16 protein-coding genes and 2 tRNA genes are annotated in these 21,173 nt (G+C 34.1%); 10 read left to right on the top strand and 8 right to left on the bottom strand.

Annotation, left to right across the window (positions count from 1 at the left end; all coding sequences use genetic code 11):
• Positions 1–48: 48 nt before the first annotated feature.
• The 4 genes from DRF57_RS21595 to DRF57_RS21580 all read left to right on the top strand — a co-directional run bounded on the left by DRF57_RS21595 (position 49) and on the right by DRF57_RS21580 (position 4,714).
• Complete coding sequence (locus DRF57_RS21595; protein WP_047493333.1) at positions 49–1,467, top strand: amino acid permease; 1,419 nt, start codon at positions 49–51, stop codon at positions 1,465–1,467.
• Positions 1,468–1,680: 213 nt separating this feature from the next.
• Entirely contained in the window at positions 1,681–2,787 is a 1,107-nt protein-coding gene (locus DRF57_RS21590; RefSeq protein WP_115920799.1) for an agmatine deiminase family protein, read from the top strand.
• Between the two features lie 364 nt (positions 2,788–3,151).
• A complete protein-coding gene (locus DRF57_RS21585; RefSeq protein ID WP_115920789.1) occupies positions 3,152–3,742 on the top strand; it encodes an HdeD family acid-resistance protein in 591 nt (196 codons plus the stop codon).
• A gap of 339 nt (positions 3,743–4,081) precedes the next feature.
• Positions 4,082–4,714 carry an HdeD family acid-resistance protein gene (locus DRF57_RS21580; RefSeq protein WP_047493339.1) on the top strand — a complete coding sequence of 211 codons (633 nt, stop codon included), beginning with the start codon at positions 4,082–4,084 and terminating at the stop codon, positions 4,712–4,714.
• An 89-nt stretch (positions 4,715–4,803) separates the two neighbouring features.
• Here the strand turns inward: DRF57_RS21580 and DRF57_RS21575 are convergent, their stop codons facing one another.
• Genes DRF57_RS21575 through DRF57_RS21560 form a run of 4 tightly spaced genes read right to left on the bottom strand, consistent with a single transcriptional unit; the run spans position 4,804 to position 13,867 of the window.
• Positions 4,804–5,100, bottom strand: coding sequence for a hypothetical protein (locus tag DRF57_RS21575; RefSeq protein WP_047493341.1), 297 nt, complete (start codon positions 5,098–5,100; stop codon positions 4,804–4,806).
• A gap of 4 nt (positions 5,101–5,104) precedes the next feature.
• A complete protein-coding gene (locus tag DRF57_RS21570) occupies positions 5,105–8,719 on the bottom strand; it encodes a DUF6443 domain-containing protein (RefSeq protein ID WP_115920787.1) in 3,615 nt (1,204 codons plus the stop codon).
• Positions 8,720–8,724: 5 nt separating this feature from the next.
• Positions 8,725–12,234, bottom strand: a complete 3,510-nt coding sequence (locus DRF57_RS21565; RefSeq protein ID WP_047493343.1) for a DUF5977 domain-containing protein — start codon at positions 12,232–12,234, stop codon at positions 8,725–8,727.
• A gap of 4 nt (positions 12,235–12,238) precedes the next feature.
• Complete coding sequence (locus tag DRF57_RS21560; RefSeq protein ID WP_115920785.1) at positions 12,239–13,867, bottom strand: T9SS type A sorting domain-containing protein; 1,629 nt, start codon at positions 13,865–13,867, stop codon at positions 12,239–12,241.
• An 82-nt stretch (positions 13,868–13,949) separates the two neighbouring features.
• Here DRF57_RS21560 and DRF57_RS23955 point away from each other — a divergent pair, with 82 nt between their 5' ends.
• Positions 13,950–14,156 carry a transposase gene (locus DRF57_RS23955; RefSeq protein WP_174772377.1) on the top strand — a complete coding sequence of 69 codons (207 nt, stop codon included), beginning with the start codon at positions 13,950–13,952 and terminating at the stop codon, positions 14,154–14,156.
• Positions 14,157–14,384: 228 nt separating this feature from the next.
• Here the strand turns inward: DRF57_RS23955 and DRF57_RS21550 are convergent.
• Positions 14,385–14,455: transfer RNA gene (locus tag DRF57_RS21550), tRNA-Gln, on the bottom strand.
• 237 nt (positions 14,456–14,692) lie between these two features.
• Positions 14,693–14,763 (bottom strand) — tRNA-Gln (locus DRF57_RS21545).
• A 99-nt stretch (positions 14,764–14,862) separates the two neighbouring features.
• Between DRF57_RS21545 and DRF57_RS21540 the strand changes: the two genes are divergently transcribed.
• The 4 genes from DRF57_RS21540 (at position 14,863) to DRF57_RS21525 (ending at position 18,386) form a co-directional block, all read left to right on the top strand.
• Entirely contained in the window at positions 14,863–15,891 is a 1,029-nt protein-coding gene (locus tag DRF57_RS21540) for an AMP-binding protein (protein ID WP_115920783.1), read from the top strand.
• A 29-nt stretch (positions 15,892–15,920) separates the two neighbouring features.
• Positions 15,921–16,313 (top strand): alternative ribosome rescue aminoacyl-tRNA hydrolase ArfB, encoded by a 393-nt coding sequence (gene arfB, locus DRF57_RS21535; RefSeq protein WP_115920781.1) that lies wholly within the window; start codon positions 15,921–15,923, stop codon positions 16,311–16,313.
• A 400-nt stretch (positions 16,314–16,713) separates the two neighbouring features.
• A complete protein-coding gene (locus DRF57_RS21530; protein ID WP_047490079.1) occupies positions 16,714–17,094 on the top strand; it encodes a GreA/GreB family elongation factor in 381 nt (126 codons plus the stop codon).
• 320 nt (positions 17,095–17,414) lie between these two features.
• Positions 17,415–18,386, top strand: a complete 972-nt coding sequence (locus tag DRF57_RS21525) for a deoxyhypusine synthase family protein (RefSeq protein ID WP_047490081.1) — start codon at positions 17,415–17,417, stop codon at positions 18,384–18,386.
• 721 nt (positions 18,387–19,107) lie between these two features.
• Here the strand turns inward: DRF57_RS21525 and DRF57_RS23935 are convergent.
• A complete protein-coding gene (locus DRF57_RS23935; protein ID WP_167449396.1) occupies positions 19,108–19,254 on the bottom strand; it encodes a hypothetical protein in 147 nt (48 codons plus the stop codon).
• Between the two features lie 112 nt (positions 19,255–19,366).
• Here DRF57_RS23935 and DRF57_RS21515 point away from each other — a divergent pair, with 112 nt between their 5' ends.
• On the top strand, positions 19,367–19,663 hold the full coding sequence (locus DRF57_RS21515; RefSeq protein WP_047490089.1) for an MGMT family protein: 297 nt from the start codon (positions 19,367–19,369) through the stop codon (positions 19,661–19,663).
• A 591-nt stretch (positions 19,664–20,254) separates the two neighbouring features.
• On the opposite strand, the gene DRF57_RS21510 is transcribed toward DRF57_RS21515, so the two are convergent.
• The gene (locus tag DRF57_RS21510) at positions 20,255–20,647 is read right to left on the bottom strand and encodes a helix-turn-helix transcriptional regulator (RefSeq protein ID WP_047490091.1); all 393 of its coding nucleotides are present in this window, start codon (positions 20,645–20,647) and stop codon (positions 20,255–20,257) included.
• Positions 20,648–21,173 lie beyond the last annotated feature (526 nt).

Genomic DNA, 21,173 nt, shown 5'->3' with positions numbered 1-21,173 from the left:
ATTTCTGTGAAAAGTTTTTATATATTTAGCGCCTGAATAATTCATTCTATGAGCAACGAAAATAAAACAGGACAAAACGAGACTTTAGTTAGAGGATTAACAAATCGACACATACAATTAATTGCCCTTGGAGGTGCCATAGGAACCGGATTATTTCTAGGAATTGGACCTGCGGCCGTATTGGCAGGACCCTCCGTTATTTTAGGGTATGCCTTAGCCGGAATCATTGCCTTTTTTATTATGCGCCAGCTTGGTGAAATGGTAGTTCAGGAGCCGGTATCGGGAAGTTTTAGCCACTTTGCCTATAGATATTGGGGAAATTTTCCAGGTTTTGCATCTGGATGGAATTACTGGATTCTCTATATCCTTGTAAGTATGGCCGAGCTAACGGCAATTGGGCATTACATCCATTTTTGGTGGCCGGAAATACCGCTATGGGTTTCCAGTTTATTCTTTTTTGTAGTGATCACAGCACTTAACCTTGCCTCTGTAAAAGTATATGGAGAAACTGAATTTTGGTTCTCTATCATTAAAGTGGTAGCCATTATTGCTATGATTGTTTTCGGAGTATACCTCTTAATCAGTGGAACAGGAGGTGAAAAGGCAACAATTACAAACCTATGGAATGACGGTGGCTTTTTCCCAAAAGGTCTGTTTAATAAAACAGAAACCGGATATTCAGGTTTGTTCGCCGCTATGGCTATGATTATGTTCTCATTTGGAGGATTGGAACTGATCGGTATTACAGCAGCAGAAGCTAAAAATCCTGAAAAAACAATTCCTCAGGCTACTAATCAGGTGATTTATAGAATCCTTATTTTCTATGTAGGAGCTTTAGTGATCCTGTTTGCATTGAGCCCATGGAGAGAAATTACAGAAGGATCAAGCCCGTTTGTTATGGTTTTCCAAAACTTAAACGGCCTCGAATTCAGTCTTTTTGGTAAGGTTATTCAGTTCAATACATTGATAGCCAATGTTCTTAATTTAATTGTATTAACAGCTGCTTTATCAGTTTACAACAGTAGTGTTTACAGTAACAGCCGAATGCTTTTTGGACTGGCTCAACAGGGTAATGCCCCGAAGTTTTTGAAAAAGCTGAATAAAAACTCTGTTCCTACAAATGCCATCCTTATTTCTTCATGCTTTGCAGGGATCTGTATTATCATTAATAAATTGGTGCCTGAAAAAGCTTTTGAATACCTAATGGCTTTGGTAGTATCTACATTGATTATCAACTGGCTGATGATATGCTATACCCATTTGAAGTTTAAAAAAGCTATCAATAAATCAGGGATTCAATCCAAGTTTCCTTCTATATTCTATCCTGTATCCAATTATATCTGTATTGCCTTTTTGGTTTTAATTTTAGGATTGATGAGTATTACAGGAATGGAAATTCAGGTGATTTTAATTCCGGTTTGGCTGGGCTTTCTGTTCGTCATGTATAAACTGTATAAGCCGAAATAAAATATAAAACAGTCTGATGTTTTAAAAGATGAAAATAAATTTATTTTCATCTTTTTTGTTTTTTCTGTACCTTGGTAATAGTCCATAACTTCAAATTCCGGCTTGGGAAATCAAATCAATCTCTCATTATTCTTATCGGTTTTTTTAGATTTTTCATGAAACTATGCTGCGCTTTGAAATTTGGGTGTATTTATTGGAACAAAATATAATGATATGAAAAAACTATTCACACTCACTTTTGTGTTGAGTTTTATATTAAGTATGGCACAGACAGATTATCATTTTCCCGAAGAATCTTCACGGCATGAAGGAACGTGGCTGCAGTGGCCCCATCACTATCAACATGGAATGACTTACCGGAAGAGGGTAGAGCAAACCTGGGTGGATATGACAAAAGCTCTTCAGTCTGGTGAGAAGGTTCACATTATTGCTTATAATGCCGAGGAAAAAAATAGAATTATCCATATTCTGGAGGAAAATAAAGTTCCTATGAAAAATATGGATTTCAAAATGTATCCTACAGATGATGTATGGATCAGAGATAATGGACCTATTTTCGTAAAAGATAATAAAGGCAATGTTCTTATTGAAGACTGGGGATTTAATGGCTGGGGCGAAAAATTTGACTTTGAAAATTGTGATAAAATTCCACAACGAATCGGAAAAGATCTTGGAATAAAAGTGATTGACCTGAATGAAGAAATGGTGAATGAAGGAGGTTCTGTAGAGACTGATGGAAATGGAGTTTTAATGGCTTGTAAAAGTTCGGTGATCAGCCAGAAAAAAGAAGCAACACGAAATAAAGGAATCACACAGGAGGAAGCGGAAGAAATGTTTGAAACATATTATGGGGTGTCAAAAGTAATTTGGCTGGATGGTGTTACCGGATTGGATGTTACAGATATGCATATTGATGGTTTTATGAAGTTTGTTAACCATAATACCATGATCACCATGAATGAAAATGATCTTCTTGAGCTTGGGCTTTCTGATAAAGACATCAAAACGCTTTATGCAGCCTCCAATACAGATGGTAAGGAATATAAAAAAGTCTATCTGCCTGCGACTCAAAATAAAGTAAAGACAGCTTATGGAAAGCAGCTGGACGAAAAAGGCTCTTATGTAAACTATTATGTAGCTAATACAGTGGTATTGGTTCCTAATTATGGGGATCCTAATGATGAGGTAGCCAATCAGATGATTCAGGGTCAGTATCCTGAGAGAAAAGTTATAGGAATAGATGTAAGAAATTTATATGAAAATGGAGGCATGGTGCATTGTGTTACCCAGCAGCAGCCTGCGGGCAATCTGCTGAACTAAAATAAGAGACTATGCTGTAAAAAATCCTATAGAATACATGTGCTATTCCATAGAATGTTTTTTTTGCGTAAATAATATTGTTGAAAATTAATATTTGAATAATATGTTTTTGTATTTGTAAAAAATGAATGAAAAAAATACTAAAAATCATTTAATAAATGAATATGATTAGTATTGATTGTGTTATAAAATATTCTGATATACAATTTGTTAAGCTTGGATTCTATTATTGAATTTGCCGTTTTTGTAAGTTTGTAACGGGAAAAACTTCAATTAAGGATGAAAAAAATAAAAGGTTTTAAAAACTCCTGCGGAAATGCCGAACACCGCTTCATAAAGTAGGTAAAATCTAAAAAAGCATTGTATGTCGAACTCATTTCAAACGATTAACAGCTCTGTTAATCATTGGTATATTCCGTTGATATTCGGAATTACTTTTTTAATCTGTGGATTTTATGTTTTCAGTGTACCACTAGCAGCCTATGTTACACTTTCTATTTTTTTTAGTGCTTCGTTTTTATTCTCCGGGATTACAGAAATGTTCTTTTCTTTAGAGAACAGGACCTCCCTGCAGGGATGGGAGTGGTTTCTTATAAGCGGTTTAGTGACTACCGCAATCGGCACTTATCTCATTGCTAATCCTCAGATTTCAATGTCTGTTCTGCCTTTTGTGGTGGGGATTACTTTATTGTTCCGTTCTTTTCAGCTGCTCGGTTTTGCATTTGATCTGAAAAACATGAAAGTAGCAGGCTGGGGTAATGTAGTTCCAACAGGTATCGGAGGCGTGGTATTCTCTTTACTATTGATATTTAGTCCCATATTTATGGGAATTTCTTTGGTAATATTGACAGGAATTTCTTTTATCTTAATAGGGACAGCCTCTATAATGCTGGCTTTGGATTTTAAAAATAATAAAAAATATTTCCGGAGGAACAGGCCTGGAATACAGAGATAGAATCAGAATTTACACAGAAAGTGATGATCTGAAAAAATAAGCATATTATATACATAGAAAAGACCTTAGTAAGAGGTCTTTTTGTTTTTTTTAAACAGTATATATCTCTGTGTAAAATCATTGATGAAAAAGATAAGATTTTATTATAAATATCAAGTTCATTTCTTTTCTGAAAAAAATGAATTCATCTGTGGTTTTATTCACTATGTGTGCTATTTTTCGTACCTTAGTTCAGGTTGTATTTCAAATTCAGGTGAAAATTATAACCTGTTTGAAAATACAGTTACGGAGATGCCGAACACCGTTATGCAAAGTAGGCAAGACTAAAAAAAGACACCTATGGCCAATTTATTTCAAACCCTTACAAACACTGTAAAACATTGGTATATTCCTTTGATTTTTGGAATCCTTTTCCTTATCTGCGGTTTTTATGTATTCAGTGTACCACTTGCAACCTATGTCACACTTTCTATTTTCTTTAGTGTTTCATTCTTATTTTCCGGAATTACAGAAATATTCTTTTCTCTTCAAAACAATAAATCCTTACAAGGGTGGGGTTGGTTTCTTGTAAGCGGATTATTAACAACAGCTATAGGAATTTACCTTATCGCAAATCCGCAAATTTCAATGGCCGTACTTCCGTTTGTTGTAGGATTTACCTTACTGTTCCGTTCTTTTCAGCTCCTGGGCTTTGCTTTTGACCTGAAAAGTATGAAAATAATGAGCTGGGGAAATGTAGCTCTTGCCAGCGCAGGAGGAATTATATTTTCTTTACTGCTTATATTCAATCCTATATTTACAGGAATTTCTTTGGTTACCTTAACCGGAGTTTCCTTTATTTTTATGGGAATCGCTTCTATTATGTTAGCACTGGATTTACGAAAAGTTAAAAAAATTCCCGGAAAAATAAGCCAGGAGCTGAGAGATCGGATTAAATCTATTCAGGATGAAATTGATGATGTGAAAAAGTAAGCAAGTATATTACATCAAAGATATCTTTTATAGACGATCAATAAAAAGGCTTTCTCAATACTGAGAAAGCCTTTTTTAATTACTATTTTTCATTTCAAATCCAGTATTTTCCCCTGTGCAATGATAATAGGAAAGACACCCAGATTAAAAGGATTCCCGATCTTTAATGTCTCAGTTAAAAAATCTCTATCCATAATATTTATTTCCAATACGAACTTTTTATTAATTTCTATCGGCTTATCAGTTATTCTAATTTCCGAAAATGTAGATAAATGTTGTTTTTCACCCCAAAATGATATTCTTATGGGATTAGTAATAGGAAAGTTAAAAAAATCCTGTGCTGTGTCGTTAAACTGAATTTCAGCTAATATTATTTTTTCTTTCATTTTATTAATAACGAATCCATTCGACTTTAATTGCTGAATTAAACTTTTTAAGATTTTCTTTAAGAACCGTACCTCCTGGAAAACCGTCAATAATCATTTCAGACTCCATAAAGATAAAATTTTTATGCCCTGGAGTAACAAAAGATTTAGGAATTTTGATTTTAGCTGTAAAAGGTTTTGCCATTGATGAATTGGTCCACATCTCCATACCAGATTCTCCAACCCAGAACTGTTTTCCTTGAAACTGATTAGGGTGAATTGAAAACTTCCCTCCCGATTCTTTAAGTGAACTAAGCTCATTCCATCCAAAATTTCTATATAAGGTAGCATTTCCTCTAATTTTTCCTAAATTTCCGAGTTTTCCTACTTTTCCAACGGCAGTTCCTGCAGCAGTAAGTGACAGTTCTCCCAATTTATCACCCAATCTTTGCCCTGGGCTATGGAAATTACCATTGGCTGCATCCATAAAATTTAGATAATTGTCTCTCTGAACTTCATACTGATATCCTGAAAAAACGTTTAATAAAGGTTCTACAATATGTGTAAAAGGATCAGGTTCAGTATTTTTGAGATTATTAAATGTATCTATAGGATGCCTAAATGTATTCCATGTAGAAGTATAATAATTGGTAAAACCATCGCCTATTCCTGAAGAATATTCTGATAATGACGAACCAATGGCAGACCAAAATGATGTTTTAGCTGGAAATGTACCAAGGTTGATCCCTGCAATATTTCTGACCCCATCTGCCCCGATGGCATATTCACTTTGTAAAAGAGAAAGACCATTAATCATCATATCTCCACCAGCAAGAACATAGGCTTCCAAGCCTTCAAGCTCTACTGCATCTACAACTCTGTTTTCGGAGAAGTTGTAATGTGACTGGTGAGAAAATCTTTCACTTAAAGGATCCGTATTGAAGAATCTCCCAACGGCAGGGTCATAGTTTCTCCATTTAAAGCTATACCATCCAGTTTCTTTTTGTAATTCTTGTTCTTGGAATTTATACTGATAATTGGCAAATCCAGGGTTGTTATTATATTTTTTATGTTCTAATCCAAAGGGATAATAATTATTTTCATTATCAATAGTAACAGTATTGGTATCCAGATTCTTATAAAAATTTAATCTTACATTTCCAACCTGGTCTTTATATTGATAGACATAGGCAGGGATAGGTGGGGCATATGGATTAGTATTAATATTTTTATTATAATATCCTTCAGCTGTTGGGAAAAATAAAAGCTTTGGTTTAGAGGGGAAATCTGAGCTATTCTGTATATACTGAAATCCGTCCAGATAATCGGTGGTTTCATATTCTGTACTCCCGCCAGCGTAATAAATGGCTCTTATTTTTTTCAATTTGGTACCATCGGCTGCATATATGTAGCTAATACTATTGTTTTTTGGAAAAGTTATTTTGGTTGGTAGATCTAAATGATTATACGCTATAGAACCAATTTGTTTATTATCGTCACGGATCATATTGCCATTTGAATCATAAGCAAAATCATCTGTGGAATCATAGCCTCCTGGCGATACATCATCTCTGAATCCATCAAAATTGCCGGTGGTATCAAAGATCCTCAGTAATATATTTCCATTGTATGTATAGTTGAGCCCATCAATTTGTTGAGGCGTTGTCCCGGATTCGGGCTTTTGGTATCTGTTAAGTCTTGTGATATTTCCATTAATATCATAGATAAGATCTTCATTATAATATTCGTTGACCGGAATATCAGCATTAGGTTCCTGGAAAACAGCTTTTTTTAAACGATCATTTTTATCATACTGATAACCATATCTCCTTAAAACCTGATCATTCGAAGTTTTCCAGTCTACTTCGGTAATGTTGCCATTAAATTTTTTAGGCGCAAGATTTTCTTTTTCAGGATTTTGATATTTAATATGGTATCCAAAGAGTTTGCCTGCTAAATCTGTAGGATCATTAATTTTTGTTAGCCATCCATGAATGTTATAGCTGTAATCAATACTTTGAAGCGTTCCTGAAGAACTATTGCCGCCTACTTTTTTATTAATAGCTTCTGATAGTTCATTATAAGTAACTTCTGATAACAGTTCTTTAGGCTGATTATCTACTTGATGATAGTGTTTTTTCAGTCTATTTTGATCGTCATATAAAAAGTTTTCATTGATTTTAATTTCTGTATCAGATTCTGCTCTCTTATGAAATATATTTGTTTCTTTTACAATGCCTGCAAAGTCCAGTTTAGATTCATTTCTTGTATATCCTCCTAAATGATTGATGGAATAAGAGCCAATTAATCTTCCTTCCTTATCGTAATAAATATAATTCTTCGTCCAGTCATCATTCTCAATATTCTTTATAAGATTCATAACCGGAAGGCTTTTTGTGCTTCTGCTACTGCTAGCTGAGCTATCAGTTAAAGTATTTTGCCCTATAATGGAACCAGGAAAGGCAGGATTGAAGCTATAAGTCGGATAGGTGTCATAATAATTTAATGTCAGTAACGTTACCCATTTGGAGGAGTCAGGGTATGTAGCATCTGGATTGTCATAATATACATCCATTCCTTGCCTGTTAAAAAAAACAGAATTAATTCTGGTCACATTATTCGAACCGGAAGTGTTTGCGCTGCCTTGTTCTAAAGCTCTTGTACTACCGGTAGATATACCAGTAATGGCAACTCTGCCAAATTTATCATATTTTGTGTATAACCATTGACCCTTGTTTCTCAAGTTACCATCCTGTGTTGCTATAACTCTATTTTGCTTGTCATAAATGAAATAGTCTAAGTCTCTACCCGGCAGTTTTTTTTCTACCATACGATTTTGATCATCGTATTTGTATTGATAGCATAGTTCATTTTGCTTAATAATATTTGTGCTGATATCACTACGAATGCTGGCTAGAGGAGGAAGTATAAATGCCAATTGGTTATATTCATTATAGATATAATAAGTATCAGCTTTTTCAGTTGCATTTAACAGTTTTCTGACCAGTACAATTTGTCCTTCATTATTTTTGAATATAGTAGTCTCATTATTATCCTCATCCTTTAAAATGCTTTTATAGAGTTGCTTATCAGGATATAGCCCGATATCAATAATTTTAGTGATACTGGCTCCGTCTTGCCATGTGGTGGAAGGGGTGAATTTTCTGACAGCATCTGCAATATTTAAATTATAGTCAGTAGTTACCGGATGAGAAGCCCAATCATTTCCTGGAAGAATTTGTTGCTGTAATCTATTGAGTGGCGAGTTTTCCAGAATTTTTTCATAATAAATTTTTTCATTTCCATATAAACTGGAGCTCGTTACAGAAGAATATGGGTAGATATTTCCATTTAATGTGCCGGGCTGAGGTACAGGAAGATAGTTTTTAACTTTCCTGCCGAACTGGTCATATTCAATGTGAGTAACCACATCGCTCCCCAATGGAGAATGTTTTAGACTTATTAATTGCTTGGGTCTTCCCAGCTCATCCAGATAATGAATTGTTTCAGACTTTCTCAATGTGTCTTTATCCAAGAAAGATGCAGTGTAGAAATAATTATCAAGATGATTTAATTGCGTTGCCTGGGCATGTAGAACGCAAATAAGCAGAATATTGAATATTGTTATTATTTTTTTCATGGTCTTTAGTTTTTATCGTATTCAACAGAGAAGCCAAACATACCATTCCCAGGTGCGGTACCATTATTTGATCTTACCATTACATATCCACTTTGGTCTATAGAGATACTCCAGCTTGAAGAACCACTTGTGTAATTTATATATTTAGCGGTAAGGGGTCTGCAGGCTTCTCCAATATATCCAACTGATACTCCGCTTCCTGAGGTCCAGCTCATCCCATTAGGTGGATTCGCTTGGAACTGCATTGTGACCTTAATGTGGTTAGGGCCGGTTTGCTGTATTGAAGAATAATACATATTTACATAATAGTTAGGAACAAAATTGCAACTTACCATGCTACAGCTTCCTAGCGTATTGGCGGCATTCTGTCCATTGGAATTTGCTTCGTTTTTTGCCATCTGATCTGCATCCGTTTGGCTTATGTAAGACATATATTTATTTTCCGGAACGATGTAAGTATAAGGTTCTCCAATCTGCCATGTAGGACAATTGGTCCTGATAAATACTTTACTGTATAGCTGGTTGTAATATTTTTTAGCAGCATAATGATATTTGTATTTTTTCAGCAAACTCCCTTCTTCATTTTGTATTTTTTCCAATTTGCTGTCTTTATTATATTTATAAACCTCCGTAACGCCAGAAGGTAATGTAACTCTGGTAACTCCTACTAAAGGATCCTGAGTATATGTTGTAATTTGATAGTTTTTATTTCCCAGAACTTTCCTAAAGGCATCTAATGTTGAAAAAAGATCAATTTCGGTAGCTGTATCAACATCCAGGTCAGATTTTTTAACGATATCCAGATTTAAGTAAGACTGTGTATTGGCCGGATCCAGCCCGAATATTTGCATCAGCTCTGCATAAGTAGCTCCCTCGATAAGTGCAATAGGTAAGGTTTGGTTATATCCATATATGGCTACCTTGGTAGATGCTTCGTTATCTGTGTACTGGATCAGATTGTTTTTATTATCATATAAATCGTTTGTTTTCTTCAGTACTTTATTAGTATTGGAAGGGTCGTTATTTCTTCCTGAGAACTGTTTGTATAAATTGAGTATGTTACTAGAGGAGCTTTGAGTATATTCAAATATGGTGGTTGCAATAGGAAGGTTGTTTTTCTCTTTTGTAATTTTTATAGGTACAGCAACAATGTTTTTATCAATAAGGCTATTATATTGTGTACCAAAATCTGAAGGGTAACTTAATTTTACAAGATTGGATGTTCCATTAGAACTATTGAGTTTATTGGCAACAGTATTATAGTTCTTTAAATAACTTGAATATGTCAATTCTTCCTTTGAGCTGTTTTTATTGTTCCCGTAATAATTAATTACTTCTGTGGAAGATAGCTTATAGGGTTCGGTAAATTGCTTTGAGACAATGGTTTCTATATTAAAATTTTGTACAATATAGCCGGGAGCTGGTGTAGTTTTAATAATGAAGTCATCGGATAGCTTTTTTATATTGCCATTATCTAATAAATTTTGATTCAACAGGCTTTTATATTTATAATTAGTAACCTGGATAGTATCCTGAGTCTGATTTAAAATAATTTTCTTTAATAGATTACCTCGCTCGTGGGCTCGTGAATAAGCTCCCTTATAAGTGTAAATATTAAGTCCGCCTCCATAAGGCATCCATGCTGATTCAAATTGACCAGCTTTTTTGTATTTGGCTACTAGGGTATCTTTATTAGTGGTTCTATCTGTAAAAAAATACTGAATACTGCCTTTACCATCTGTTTCTTCTACGTAGCTGTAATTGATTGGAATATTGCTTGATGATTTAGAATTAAAGTTGTTAAGAACCATAATGAATTGATTTGGATCAGTAGAAAGGTAACCTAAATAATACATTGTTTCGTAGGCTCTGAACGCATTGGCAAATTCATCCTCAAAGATTCCTGTACTTATATTATTCTTGGTATATTTGAAGGTTCTGTCTGTTCCTATCTGAAAATGATTTGAATCAAAGTGTTGTATTTTTTGTATTCTGGGATAATTAATGATACCATCGCTGTTATACACTCCTATATCTCCAGTATTAGGTAGTTTTCCATGCACTTTTGAAAAATCAGATCTTTCATAAGTAAATACTTTTCTTGACCTGGTAGGATATTCAATACTTTTTAGAAGTCCTGTATTAAAATATGGTGATTGGGTATCCCGGTCATCAATATTATCAAGATCATATCCTTTGTCATTCATTCCATTGTAATATCCGTAAATATCCGTAGCATAAGTATCTAAAGAAGGAAATTTATCTGTTTTATAATATTTGAATTCATATTCATCTGCGCCCATTTTTATATTAGTTAGGAAGGTTCTTTTATTAACATCCCCAAAACTGTCAAGCGTAAAATCTACTCTTTTTACTGGTTTATTCTTGTATGTTACAATCAAATTTTTAATGTAGAAATCATTTACCGTATCTGTATAATTAATGCGAGAATAATTCACATTTACAAAATAAGTATCATTAATAATAATTCGATTAAGTAAAGATTTTTTTACAATATTTTTATCCTCCTGTAATCCTTTGGAATGGCTAATGAAATTATTTCCTATTTTAGTATAAAGACCTTGTTGAGAGTAGCCTAATGTTTTTTGTACATATATACTGTCATTCATAATCTTTTGTCTGTTTTCAGTATATTGTCTTGATATTGTACAAAAATCTGAAAACGTTTTTTTCATATTATTGTCTTTGTTTTCAAAAACAATCTTATCACCTGTGCTTAAAAGAATTTTGTTCAAATACCAGGCGCTAATGTATACATGTCTTTCAGTTCTTGAATTCCCCGTATTATTTAAAGGGTAGGCTGTTCCTGCAGAGTATGATGTATCCAGATAATTATCATTTCCACCAAACCAGAACTCATTTCCTTTATCATCTGTAATTTTTATAATGGATGACCCTGTATCACATCCATTATTAATTATTCCTTGTTTTGTTTTATAATTGTATTCAGTAAGGCTTATTTTTAAATTGGCGTCTGTACTATATATTTTAGGGTTTCCCTGTCTATCGATATAAAAATAACCTTTATATCCCCAAAATTTAAAATAATATTTTGATCTTTCCAGCGGATAAGGAGAATTAAGATTATTGGGTTGCAATGCGGGGATAGCATTCCACATATCATAATCCGAAACATTCGTTATTCCGTCATTCCATGAGTCTTCGTAGGCGTAATAAGGGCCCCATGCATTATATTGACTCCAAGATTTGGTTATAATACCAGAAACATCTAGATCCCAGTTAAGTCCCAGAACAGATGTATTAAGAATAGGATTAAAAGGTGCTGAAGTATATGTTGCAGCAATTGAATAATTTTGGCCATTCCTAAGTGGAATGCTTAATAAGCCAATCGACTCTGAAATTAATCCTGAATTAGGATTGACATTTGAATTAACTTGTTTTTCTAATGAAAAATAATTATCGCTGGGATGAAATTCTTGGCAATAAAATAATAGAAAAAAATGAGTGATGGCAAATACTAGTAACTTTCTCATGTTCTTATTTTTTTATCAGTTTAGCGTTTGCAGTTTTATTATTATTAGTTTTTATGGTAACCAAATAAACTCCCTGTACAAGAGATTGTGTATTAATTTTGGTTATATTGTTTCCAGTTTTCAGAGTTTGAAGAAGTCTTCCTCCCATATCATACAGCGTGATATCAGCATCTTTAAAATCATAGCCAATTTCTACATAGGCATAATCATAGACAGGGTTTGGATAGATTTTAATATCAGCTTTTTCAATCAACTGCTGCACTTGTTGGTCTCTCAGTTTTACAATTTTCCAGCTTTCCATTCCTAATTTTTCTGTACTTGTTCCTGCCAGTACAATTGAGCCATCTTTATTCAGCTTCAGATCTGAAAGTCTTTCCGCTTTTTGTCTCGAGTCTCCTGTTACATATTTTCTCCATTGCTCATTTCCATTATGGTCTAAGTACAACATCCAAAACGTTTCGTCATTTTCTTCTATTCTTCCTTCAGCTTGTGTATAACCTCCTAACAGAGTCCCCTTTGTGGTTTTGTAATCTATTGAAAGTAAAGTGCTTATATTCATCAGGATATCCCTGTTTTTGAAATTGTATGATTTTTGCCATTGTTCATTGCCATTCTCATTTAAAGAAATGAGCCAAAGGTCTGTACCCTCTTCTATACCTACTGTTTTGTTTCCAGATCTTTCCGATCTGGATTCTCCACCAATGATAAAACCTGTTGAAGTCAATGCTAGCGTTCTGATATGGTCATCTCCTTTTCCGCCAAAGTTCCTTTCCCATTCTATTTTTCCACTTTTGTCCAGCTTGACGATCCAATAGTCACCTTCACCATAATTACTGCTTGCTTTTGGGATTTGACTGATGGGTACTGAATTGGCAGATAGTTCACTCGAAGATTTTCCTTTAGTGTTTCTTACTCCAGATCCGGAATCACTAACCTCGGAGCTCCTAGAATAAATTCCTAATAAAGCACCACCATCCCTCGTTGGAATCATTTTCTCAACTTCATCTAGACCTTTTCCGCCTAATATCAATTGAGAGATTTCTTTTCCGTCTTTGTTAAGTCTTATAATCCAAACATCTTTAGAGCCATAGCCTTTGGAGGAGTTTTGTACGTTTCCGGCTACAAAGAATCCTAAATCTGTGGCTTGAATGACGGCTTTTGCTTCTTCATCCGAAGCAGTTCCCAATGTTTTTTGCCATAATTCATCACCGAATTCATTGATGCAGATCAGCCAGAGATCAGATCCACCTTTGGAAGCTTCTTTCTTATCCAGACCTTTTTCGGAATAGGAAGTTCCGGCTAAGAGAAAGCCCCCATCCTGAGTTGCTACCGTAGCAGATAAATAATCATGATTTTGTCCTGCGAAATATTTTTCCCAAGCTTTTTCGCCCTGCTGATTCAGCTTCACCAAATGGTAGTCATAGCCATGGTTTTGGCTGCTTCCAGTATCTCGCATCCCACTTCCTGGTTGTATAGTGCTTCCGGCAATGAGGTACTGCTCATCAATAGTGGTGGTAATCTGACTGAGGAAATCTTGTGTAGAGGATTTGAGGTCTTTCTGCCACAGAACTTCCTGGGCAGAAGCATTCATGGCAGTGTATATCAGTAACACACTGAGATAGAGTTGCTTCATGTCAATATTTAATTTGAGATTATTAATTTGTGCAAATATATTTTTTTAAGAGGAAATAAAGCAACTGATAAAAGCTAAAAAATTGAAAAAATTTAGAGGTAATCTTTTTAATGAATATCCTGATTTAGAAAAAATATATCAATTAACCGATGGACTTAGAAAAATTTATAACCAGCATATTTCAAAACCTCCAGCAATGACTAAACTGGTATATTGGTTTAGTAATGTGGAAGAAGCAGATTTTAAACCTTTTTCCACATTAAGAAAAAATGATAATGAATCATTATAGAGATATTATGAACTACTTTAATCAAAGAAGCACTAATGCGGCGGCTATGAAAATAGAGAACTTCAGAATGCAACTCAGAGGAGTGAAAGACAGAATATTTTTTCTCTTCAGATTAGCTAAACTTTTTACTAAGCCCTCAACTTTTGCGGTTGATCCTTTATTTAGAAATAATAAACTTTGTTTTATATGATAAAAAAACAAAAACCATCCTTAAAGAAGGATGGTTTGTAGACCCACAGGGATTCGAACCCCGACTGACGGTACCAAAAACCGGAGTGCTACCGTTACACTATAGGTCTGTTTATTTTTGGTGATGCAAATTTATAGTTTTTTTTTAAATGTACAAATACCTTATCAAAAAATCTATAGTTTTTACACTCAAAATTGATAGGAATTTATCTTTTCTGACGTATTTTATATTGAATCTTTGGTAGATGCTCCACATTACCACTGTGAAAAATAGCTTTACAGAAAAATAAAACAGTATAATATAGCCCTATAAAAAACAAAAACCATCCTTAGAAAAGGATGGTTTGTAGACCCACAGGGATTCGAACCCCGACTGACGGTACCAAAAACCGGAGTGCTACCGTTACACTATAGGTCTGTTTTATTTTGGTGGTGCAAATTTACAGCTTTTTTCTTTACTTACAAGAACTTTTTAAAATTTTTTCTAAATTTACTGTGCTTTTATGAATACTAAAATATGCTGATAGACTTCAATAATCTCAATACTAATAATTTATCGTTTAATACGGAATTTGAAAAAAAAGTTGGTTTTTTTCTGGAAGAATGGTTTTTTAACGCAAACACGGTAAAAGTTCAGACTTCGGGTTCCACAGGAACACCTAAAATTTTTGAAATTGAGAAAAGTAAAATGATAAATTCTGCGGTAATGACCTGCAACTTTCTGGGATTACAACAGGGGGATAAGGCACTTTTATGCCTGCCGGTAGAATATATCTCAGGGAAAATGATGGTTGTACGTGCTCTGGAAAGAAAATTAAAACTAATGGTGACAGAACCCTCCTTAAACCCCGTCGAAAATCTGGAAGAGGAAATAGATTTTTGTGCAATGACTCCTTTGCAGGTAGAAAATTCATTGGATAGACTTCATTTAATAAAAAATCTGATCATTGGAGGGGCTGCAGTATCAGAGAGTTTAAAAAATAAAATTCTCAAAATGAATCTGAGTGTTTCAAACCGTATTTTTGAAACCTATGGAATGTCTGAAACTCTTTCTCATATTGCCTTAAGGCAGCTGATGCCGGATCCGGAAGAGTATTTTACAGCTTTTGAAAATGTAAATATTTCCTTGGATGAGAGGACGTGTTTGAAAATATTTGCACCTGCAGTGAATGATGAAGTGTTGATAACTAATGATTTAGTTGAAATTAAAGCAGGAAAGCAGTTTAGGTTTTTAGGACGGATTGATAATGTAATCAATTCCGGTGGAGCCAAAATTTTCCCGGAAACTCTTGAAGCCCTGGTAAAAAAAGCGATTCCAAATGAAGTGGTATTCTTAGGTATAAAGGACGAAAGTTTGGGTCAAAAATTGATATTGGTTATAGAAGGAAATAAATCAGAAGACTTGTTTGTGAAAATTTCAGAAATACCGTTTGATAAAAATTTCCACAAACCCAAAGAGATTATTTTTATAGATGAAATACCCAGAACGCCAAACGGAAAAATAAACAGGATAGAACTGTATAAAAAGATCAGTACAGAGGCCTAATCTTTTTCACTTATTTTAAAATAAATACAATGAAAAACTTTTCAAAAGAACTCAGTTTCAAAACCTCCCGAAGTAGTGGTGCTGGAGGGCAAAATGTGAATAAGGTGGAAACTGCCGTTACCGTACTTTGGGAAGTGAATGCATCCGTTTTCTTTCATGAGGAGCAGAAAGCATTACTACTGGATAAATTGAAAAACAGGATCAATGCTGAGGGAGTTTTATTTTTAACTGTTTCTGAAAGCCGAACGCAGCTGATGAATAAAAATAAAGCAATTGAAAAAATAATTGAACTGGTGAACAAAGCGCTCATTGTTCCCAAAAAAAGAACGGCGACAAAACCTTCAAGAGCTCAGAAACAGAAAAGATTGGATAGCAAGAAAAAGCTCTCCGATAAAAAGGAAAACAGACGGTTTAAGTTGTAGTTGTTTACTCAGAAATAAACGATTACTTCCGGAACGTTGAAAGACATGATCATGATGGGGAAATATTTAATTTGGCGATAATTTGCCGCTACATTCCGATTTTAAGTCCTATATTTGTTAGGATTAAAACAAAATATAATGATAGCAACAATCTTTTTATCTGCGATACGCCGACCGTCAGGATTACTGCTGTCATTACTTTATTTACATACAGACTCTTTCCTGAAAAGTTCTAAGGACTTTATCAATTAAGCCCTGTCAGGATCCAAGACAGGGAATCACTCCGGATTTTATTTATTACTTTTTTGCAGTTTTCTATAGAAGAAGGCTGTTGTATGCCTGGGTTCTACATTGGATCGTTAGGGAATAACTGCATTTTAATTTTAAAAAATTGAACAAAATGTCCAATCATATTATTGTAACCACAGGGATTTATGATGCCATAAAAGATACACTCAGAAGGAAAAAGGTGAGCATCGGAGAAGAAAAAAGACTTACGGAAGAACTTAGAAATGCAAAACAGGTATTGAGAAGAGATCTGCCTGCTGATATCGTAACGGTTGAAAGGAAAGTGACATTGAAAGACCATACCTTAGATTTTGAGCACGAATATATTTTTGTACCTTCTACCAAAGCAAAGCTTAAAAAGAATAAGCATTCCATATTATCGGATATTGCCCTTGCAGTAGTAGGATATAAAGTAGGAGATGTTATCAGTTGGCCTTTCAAAGACGGAGAACGTAAAATTGAAATCCTGAAAGTGGCTCCCTGGGAAGGATAAATCCTTGTTGAAAGCTATTAAATTAAATTACAATGAAAGCGGGGCTCACTTTGAGCCCCGCTTTTTTAATTTCATTAGCTCAACTGTTTTGGAAAACGCAAAGGCACAAGTTTTTTATATCATTTGTGCTTTAAAATCTAAGATTTTATTGCTGCTAAAAACTTTCATACTACATGAAAAGTTCTTTGCGCCTTTATGTGTCCCAACAAAACAGCTTTAGCATTTAACAAATGATAAAAAAAGACCCCTCTGTGACACTTTCTTCAAGTGCTTGGGCTGCATTCCGTTTTTAAGTTTTATCTTTGCAAAAATTAAAAAAAATGAGCAAACCAATTTCTGAATTTATAGAGAAATATTACCTGCACTTCAATGCAGCTGCATTGGTGGATGCATCTAAAGGCTATGTTGCCCATCTTAAAGATGGCGGAAAAATGATGATCACTTTAGCTGGAGCAATGTCTACTGCTGAATTGGGTAAAATTCTTGCAGAAATGATTCGCCAGGGGAAAGTAGATTTTATCTCTTGTACAGGTGCTAACCTTGAAGAAGATTTAATGAACCTTGTGGCACACTCTCACTACGAAAGAGTTCCTCATTATAGAGATTTAACAGCTCAGGATGAGTGGGACCTTCTGGAAAGAGGTTTAAATAGAGTTACAGATACTTGTATCCCTGAAGAAGAAGCATTCAGAAGATTACAGAAACATATCGTTGAAATCTGGAAAGATGCAGAAGCGAAAGGAGAAAGGTATTTCCCACACGAATTTATGTACAAAATGATCCTTTCAGGAGTATTAGAGCAGTATTATGAAATTCCTAGAGAAAATTCTTGGATGATTGCTGCTGCAGAAGCAAACCTGCCAATTGTAGTTCCAGGATGGGAAGATTCTACAATGGGTAACATTTTCGCTTCTTACTGTATCAAAGGAGAGCTTACAGCTACTACAATGAAATCAGGAATTGAATATATGACTTATCTTGCTGACTGGTATACTAAAAACTCAGGAGGTAAAGGAGTTGGATTCTTCCAGATCGGAGGAGGTATTGCAGGGGATTTCCCGATCTGTGTAGTACCGATGTTGTATCAGGATATGGAAATGCATGACATTCCTTTCTGGTCTTATTTCTGCCAGATCTCTGACTCTACAACATCATATGGTTCGTACTCAGGAGCTGTTCCAAATGAGAAAATCACTTGGGGTAAACTGGATATCACTACACCGAAATTCATCGTTGAAAGTGATGCAACTATTTGTGCACCATTAATGTTCTCTTATATCTTAGAAAACTAAGAACAAAATTCTCGAAAGAGATGACAATATCAGCGCTTCAAATCATTTGAAGCGCTTTTTTATTTGTGAGATAATTCAACATATATTTTGATTGGAAAACACAAAGTGACAAAGAACTTTTTATGTAATGTGGAGATTTTCAGCAGATATAATGTTATATTAAATTTTCTCGCAGATCACACAGATCACGCAGATTTTAATGAGCATCTGAGATAAAAATAAAATCTACCGTACACAATTTTATCGAAGATAAAATCCTTGCGCCTTAAAAACATGAGTTATATTAAAAAATTTGCGCCTTTGCGTTTTCCCAAACTTTTCATACAAAAAAAGACTGCCTCAAAATTGAAACAGTCTCTTGTGTAATATTATTTTTCAAGCTGCTTAGCATCTCTTTTTTGTTGGAATACGCAAAGGCGCAAGGGATTTTCATGTAGTATGAAAATTTTAAGACGCAAGAAAATCTAAGATTTTCAGCAAAAGCAATGTATAATCTTATATTAAATTTTCTCACAGATGAAGCGGGTTTTCATTAGTATTAGCGTAATCTGCAAAATCAGCGTGAGATAAAAATAAAATCTACTGTACACAATTTTATCTGAGATAAAATCCTTGCCCCTTACAGTATGTAATATTTCAAAAAACTAACGTCTTTGCGTTTTCCAAAAATTTTCCGCAAACATCTGTGAAAACCGGTATCATAAGTAAGAAAATAAAAAAATCAATCCAACGAATTTACCAGAACAAAATAACGATACGCCAAAATTCCCTTTTCTATCTTAGTCAGATGATTGGGATCTTTATTACTCAGTTTTGGGAGAACTTTTTTATTAACCGCATTCAGCAGTCGGAAAAATGATTTTTTCATATCTTTATCTTTTAATGAAACATCATTGAATCCATGTGAGTTCAAAAATAATGCAAATCTTTTGAAATCCGGAGTATATGATTTTCAATCACTTAATTAACTACAGAAAGATATGGACGAAATCTTCAAACAACAGGTGTACGAAGTGGCGAAACTTATTCCAAAGGGCAGGGTTTCAACGTATGGAGCTATAGCCAAAGCAGTAGGTTACCCGAATCATTCCCGGCATGTAGGAAAAGCCATGGGAGGATGTCCTGAAGATGTTCCTGCACACCGTGTGATCTCAAGTTCAGGAGTCTTATCTGTCCCTGAATTTCAGCCAAAACTGGAAGCGGAAGGCCTTACGATAGACAATCTTAGAATAAAAAATTTCAAAAAACTATTCTGGGATCCGTTGGAGGAATTGTAAATTTCAAAACAAGTTTGTTTAAACTTAACCACAAAAGTCCCAAGAGATTTTTAAACACTTATAAGCTATTTAAGTTATATACTTTGTGTATAAGAAGTACACTAAAGTTTTTTTGAAAATCAAAGATTTTCATCTTATGTGAACTTAATTGTGCAGTATTCTTTTAAACTTTCTAAAGTGTACTTAAGTGTCTAAAAAAATAAAAACTTTTGTGTCTGACTACGTCGAAATAATATTCATCGACTGAAAAGAGATAATCTTCGATTTGTGGTTTAGTAAAAAAGTGTAAACAGCTTTAGAATTTAAATCAAAGAATTTTTTTTAACGCAAAGTTTTCATTTGCTTTCTTTAATATTTTAAGAGAGCAAAGTTGGAATCAATGAAATTGATTCTTTCTAAGCGAACGTATTACTACCACAAAGCTTCATTAGCGACAGAGTTGCAACTCTTTGCCTCCTAAAATAAAACATTTAAATCATTAATTCTTTGCATCAAAAAACTTTAGCATCAATTAGAGCCTATATCACAAAAAAATGTCACTTCATAACTTAATATGAGTGACACAGATATTTTTACAATTTTCAAACCGTATTATTTTCTTCCTTTTGGGAGACCTTTCAGTTCTTCTTTCAGTTTTTCGTTCTCCTCTTTTAATAAAGCAATATAGTTTTGTAAATTTTCAATGATAGCTCCCGGAATATTATCATAATTATTCTGGTTAGTAATTACCCCCGCAGAAGAAGATCTATCATTAAATACAGGATGGTCATTGTTAATAACTACTGTAGGTTCTTCCTCTTCATAAATATCTTCAATCGGTACATCCAGAAAACGGGCAAGTTTGTCCCACTCATCTTTTACGATCCTTACATCACCACTTTCTTTTCTGCTGTAATTAGATACATCTGTTGCGATAAAATCAGCTACCTGTTGTTGAGTATAGCCTTTTTGCTTTCTGATGACGCGTAATTTTTCTTTTTGCATGACCGACATTTTATACAAAAATGGCAAAAAAGCATAAGCTATACAATAGAAAACAGAAAAAAATATGATCTAAAGAATAAGATTAAAGATAAAATGAAAATAAGCTTATAAACATAGGTGTTATCTGATTTAATTGTTGAAAACTTTCTTCGTGTCAGTTGTTTATTTCATGACAACTTCTGATTAATCAAAGAGTATTTGGTAAAAGACCAGATTTAAACCTTATAGGTTTTTAAAACCTATAAGGTTTAGATAAAATAATCTATCCATTTAGATTACCGTTGATGATTTTTGGATTGTTGGAAAAACGCAAAGCCGCAAAGATTTTCATGCATTATGAAAATTTAAGACGCAAGAAAATCTAAGATTTTCAGAAAGGGACATAGCAGAATAGTATTAAATTTCTCGCAGATCCAGCAAATGCAGATTAAAATCTACAGTACACAATTTTATCGGAGATAAAATCCTTGCGCCTTAAAAGCATGAGTTATATCAAAAAAATTGCGCCTTAGCGTTTTCCAACTCC

It is taken from the genome of Chryseobacterium rhizosphaerae, from assembly GCF_003385455.1.
Classification (GTDB): Bacteria; Bacteroidota; Bacteroidia; order Flavobacteriales; family Weeksellaceae; genus Chryseobacterium; species Chryseobacterium rhizosphaerae.
Note: the sequence above shows the minus strand (reverse complement) of the source record. Positions and strands in the feature narration are given on the sequence as shown.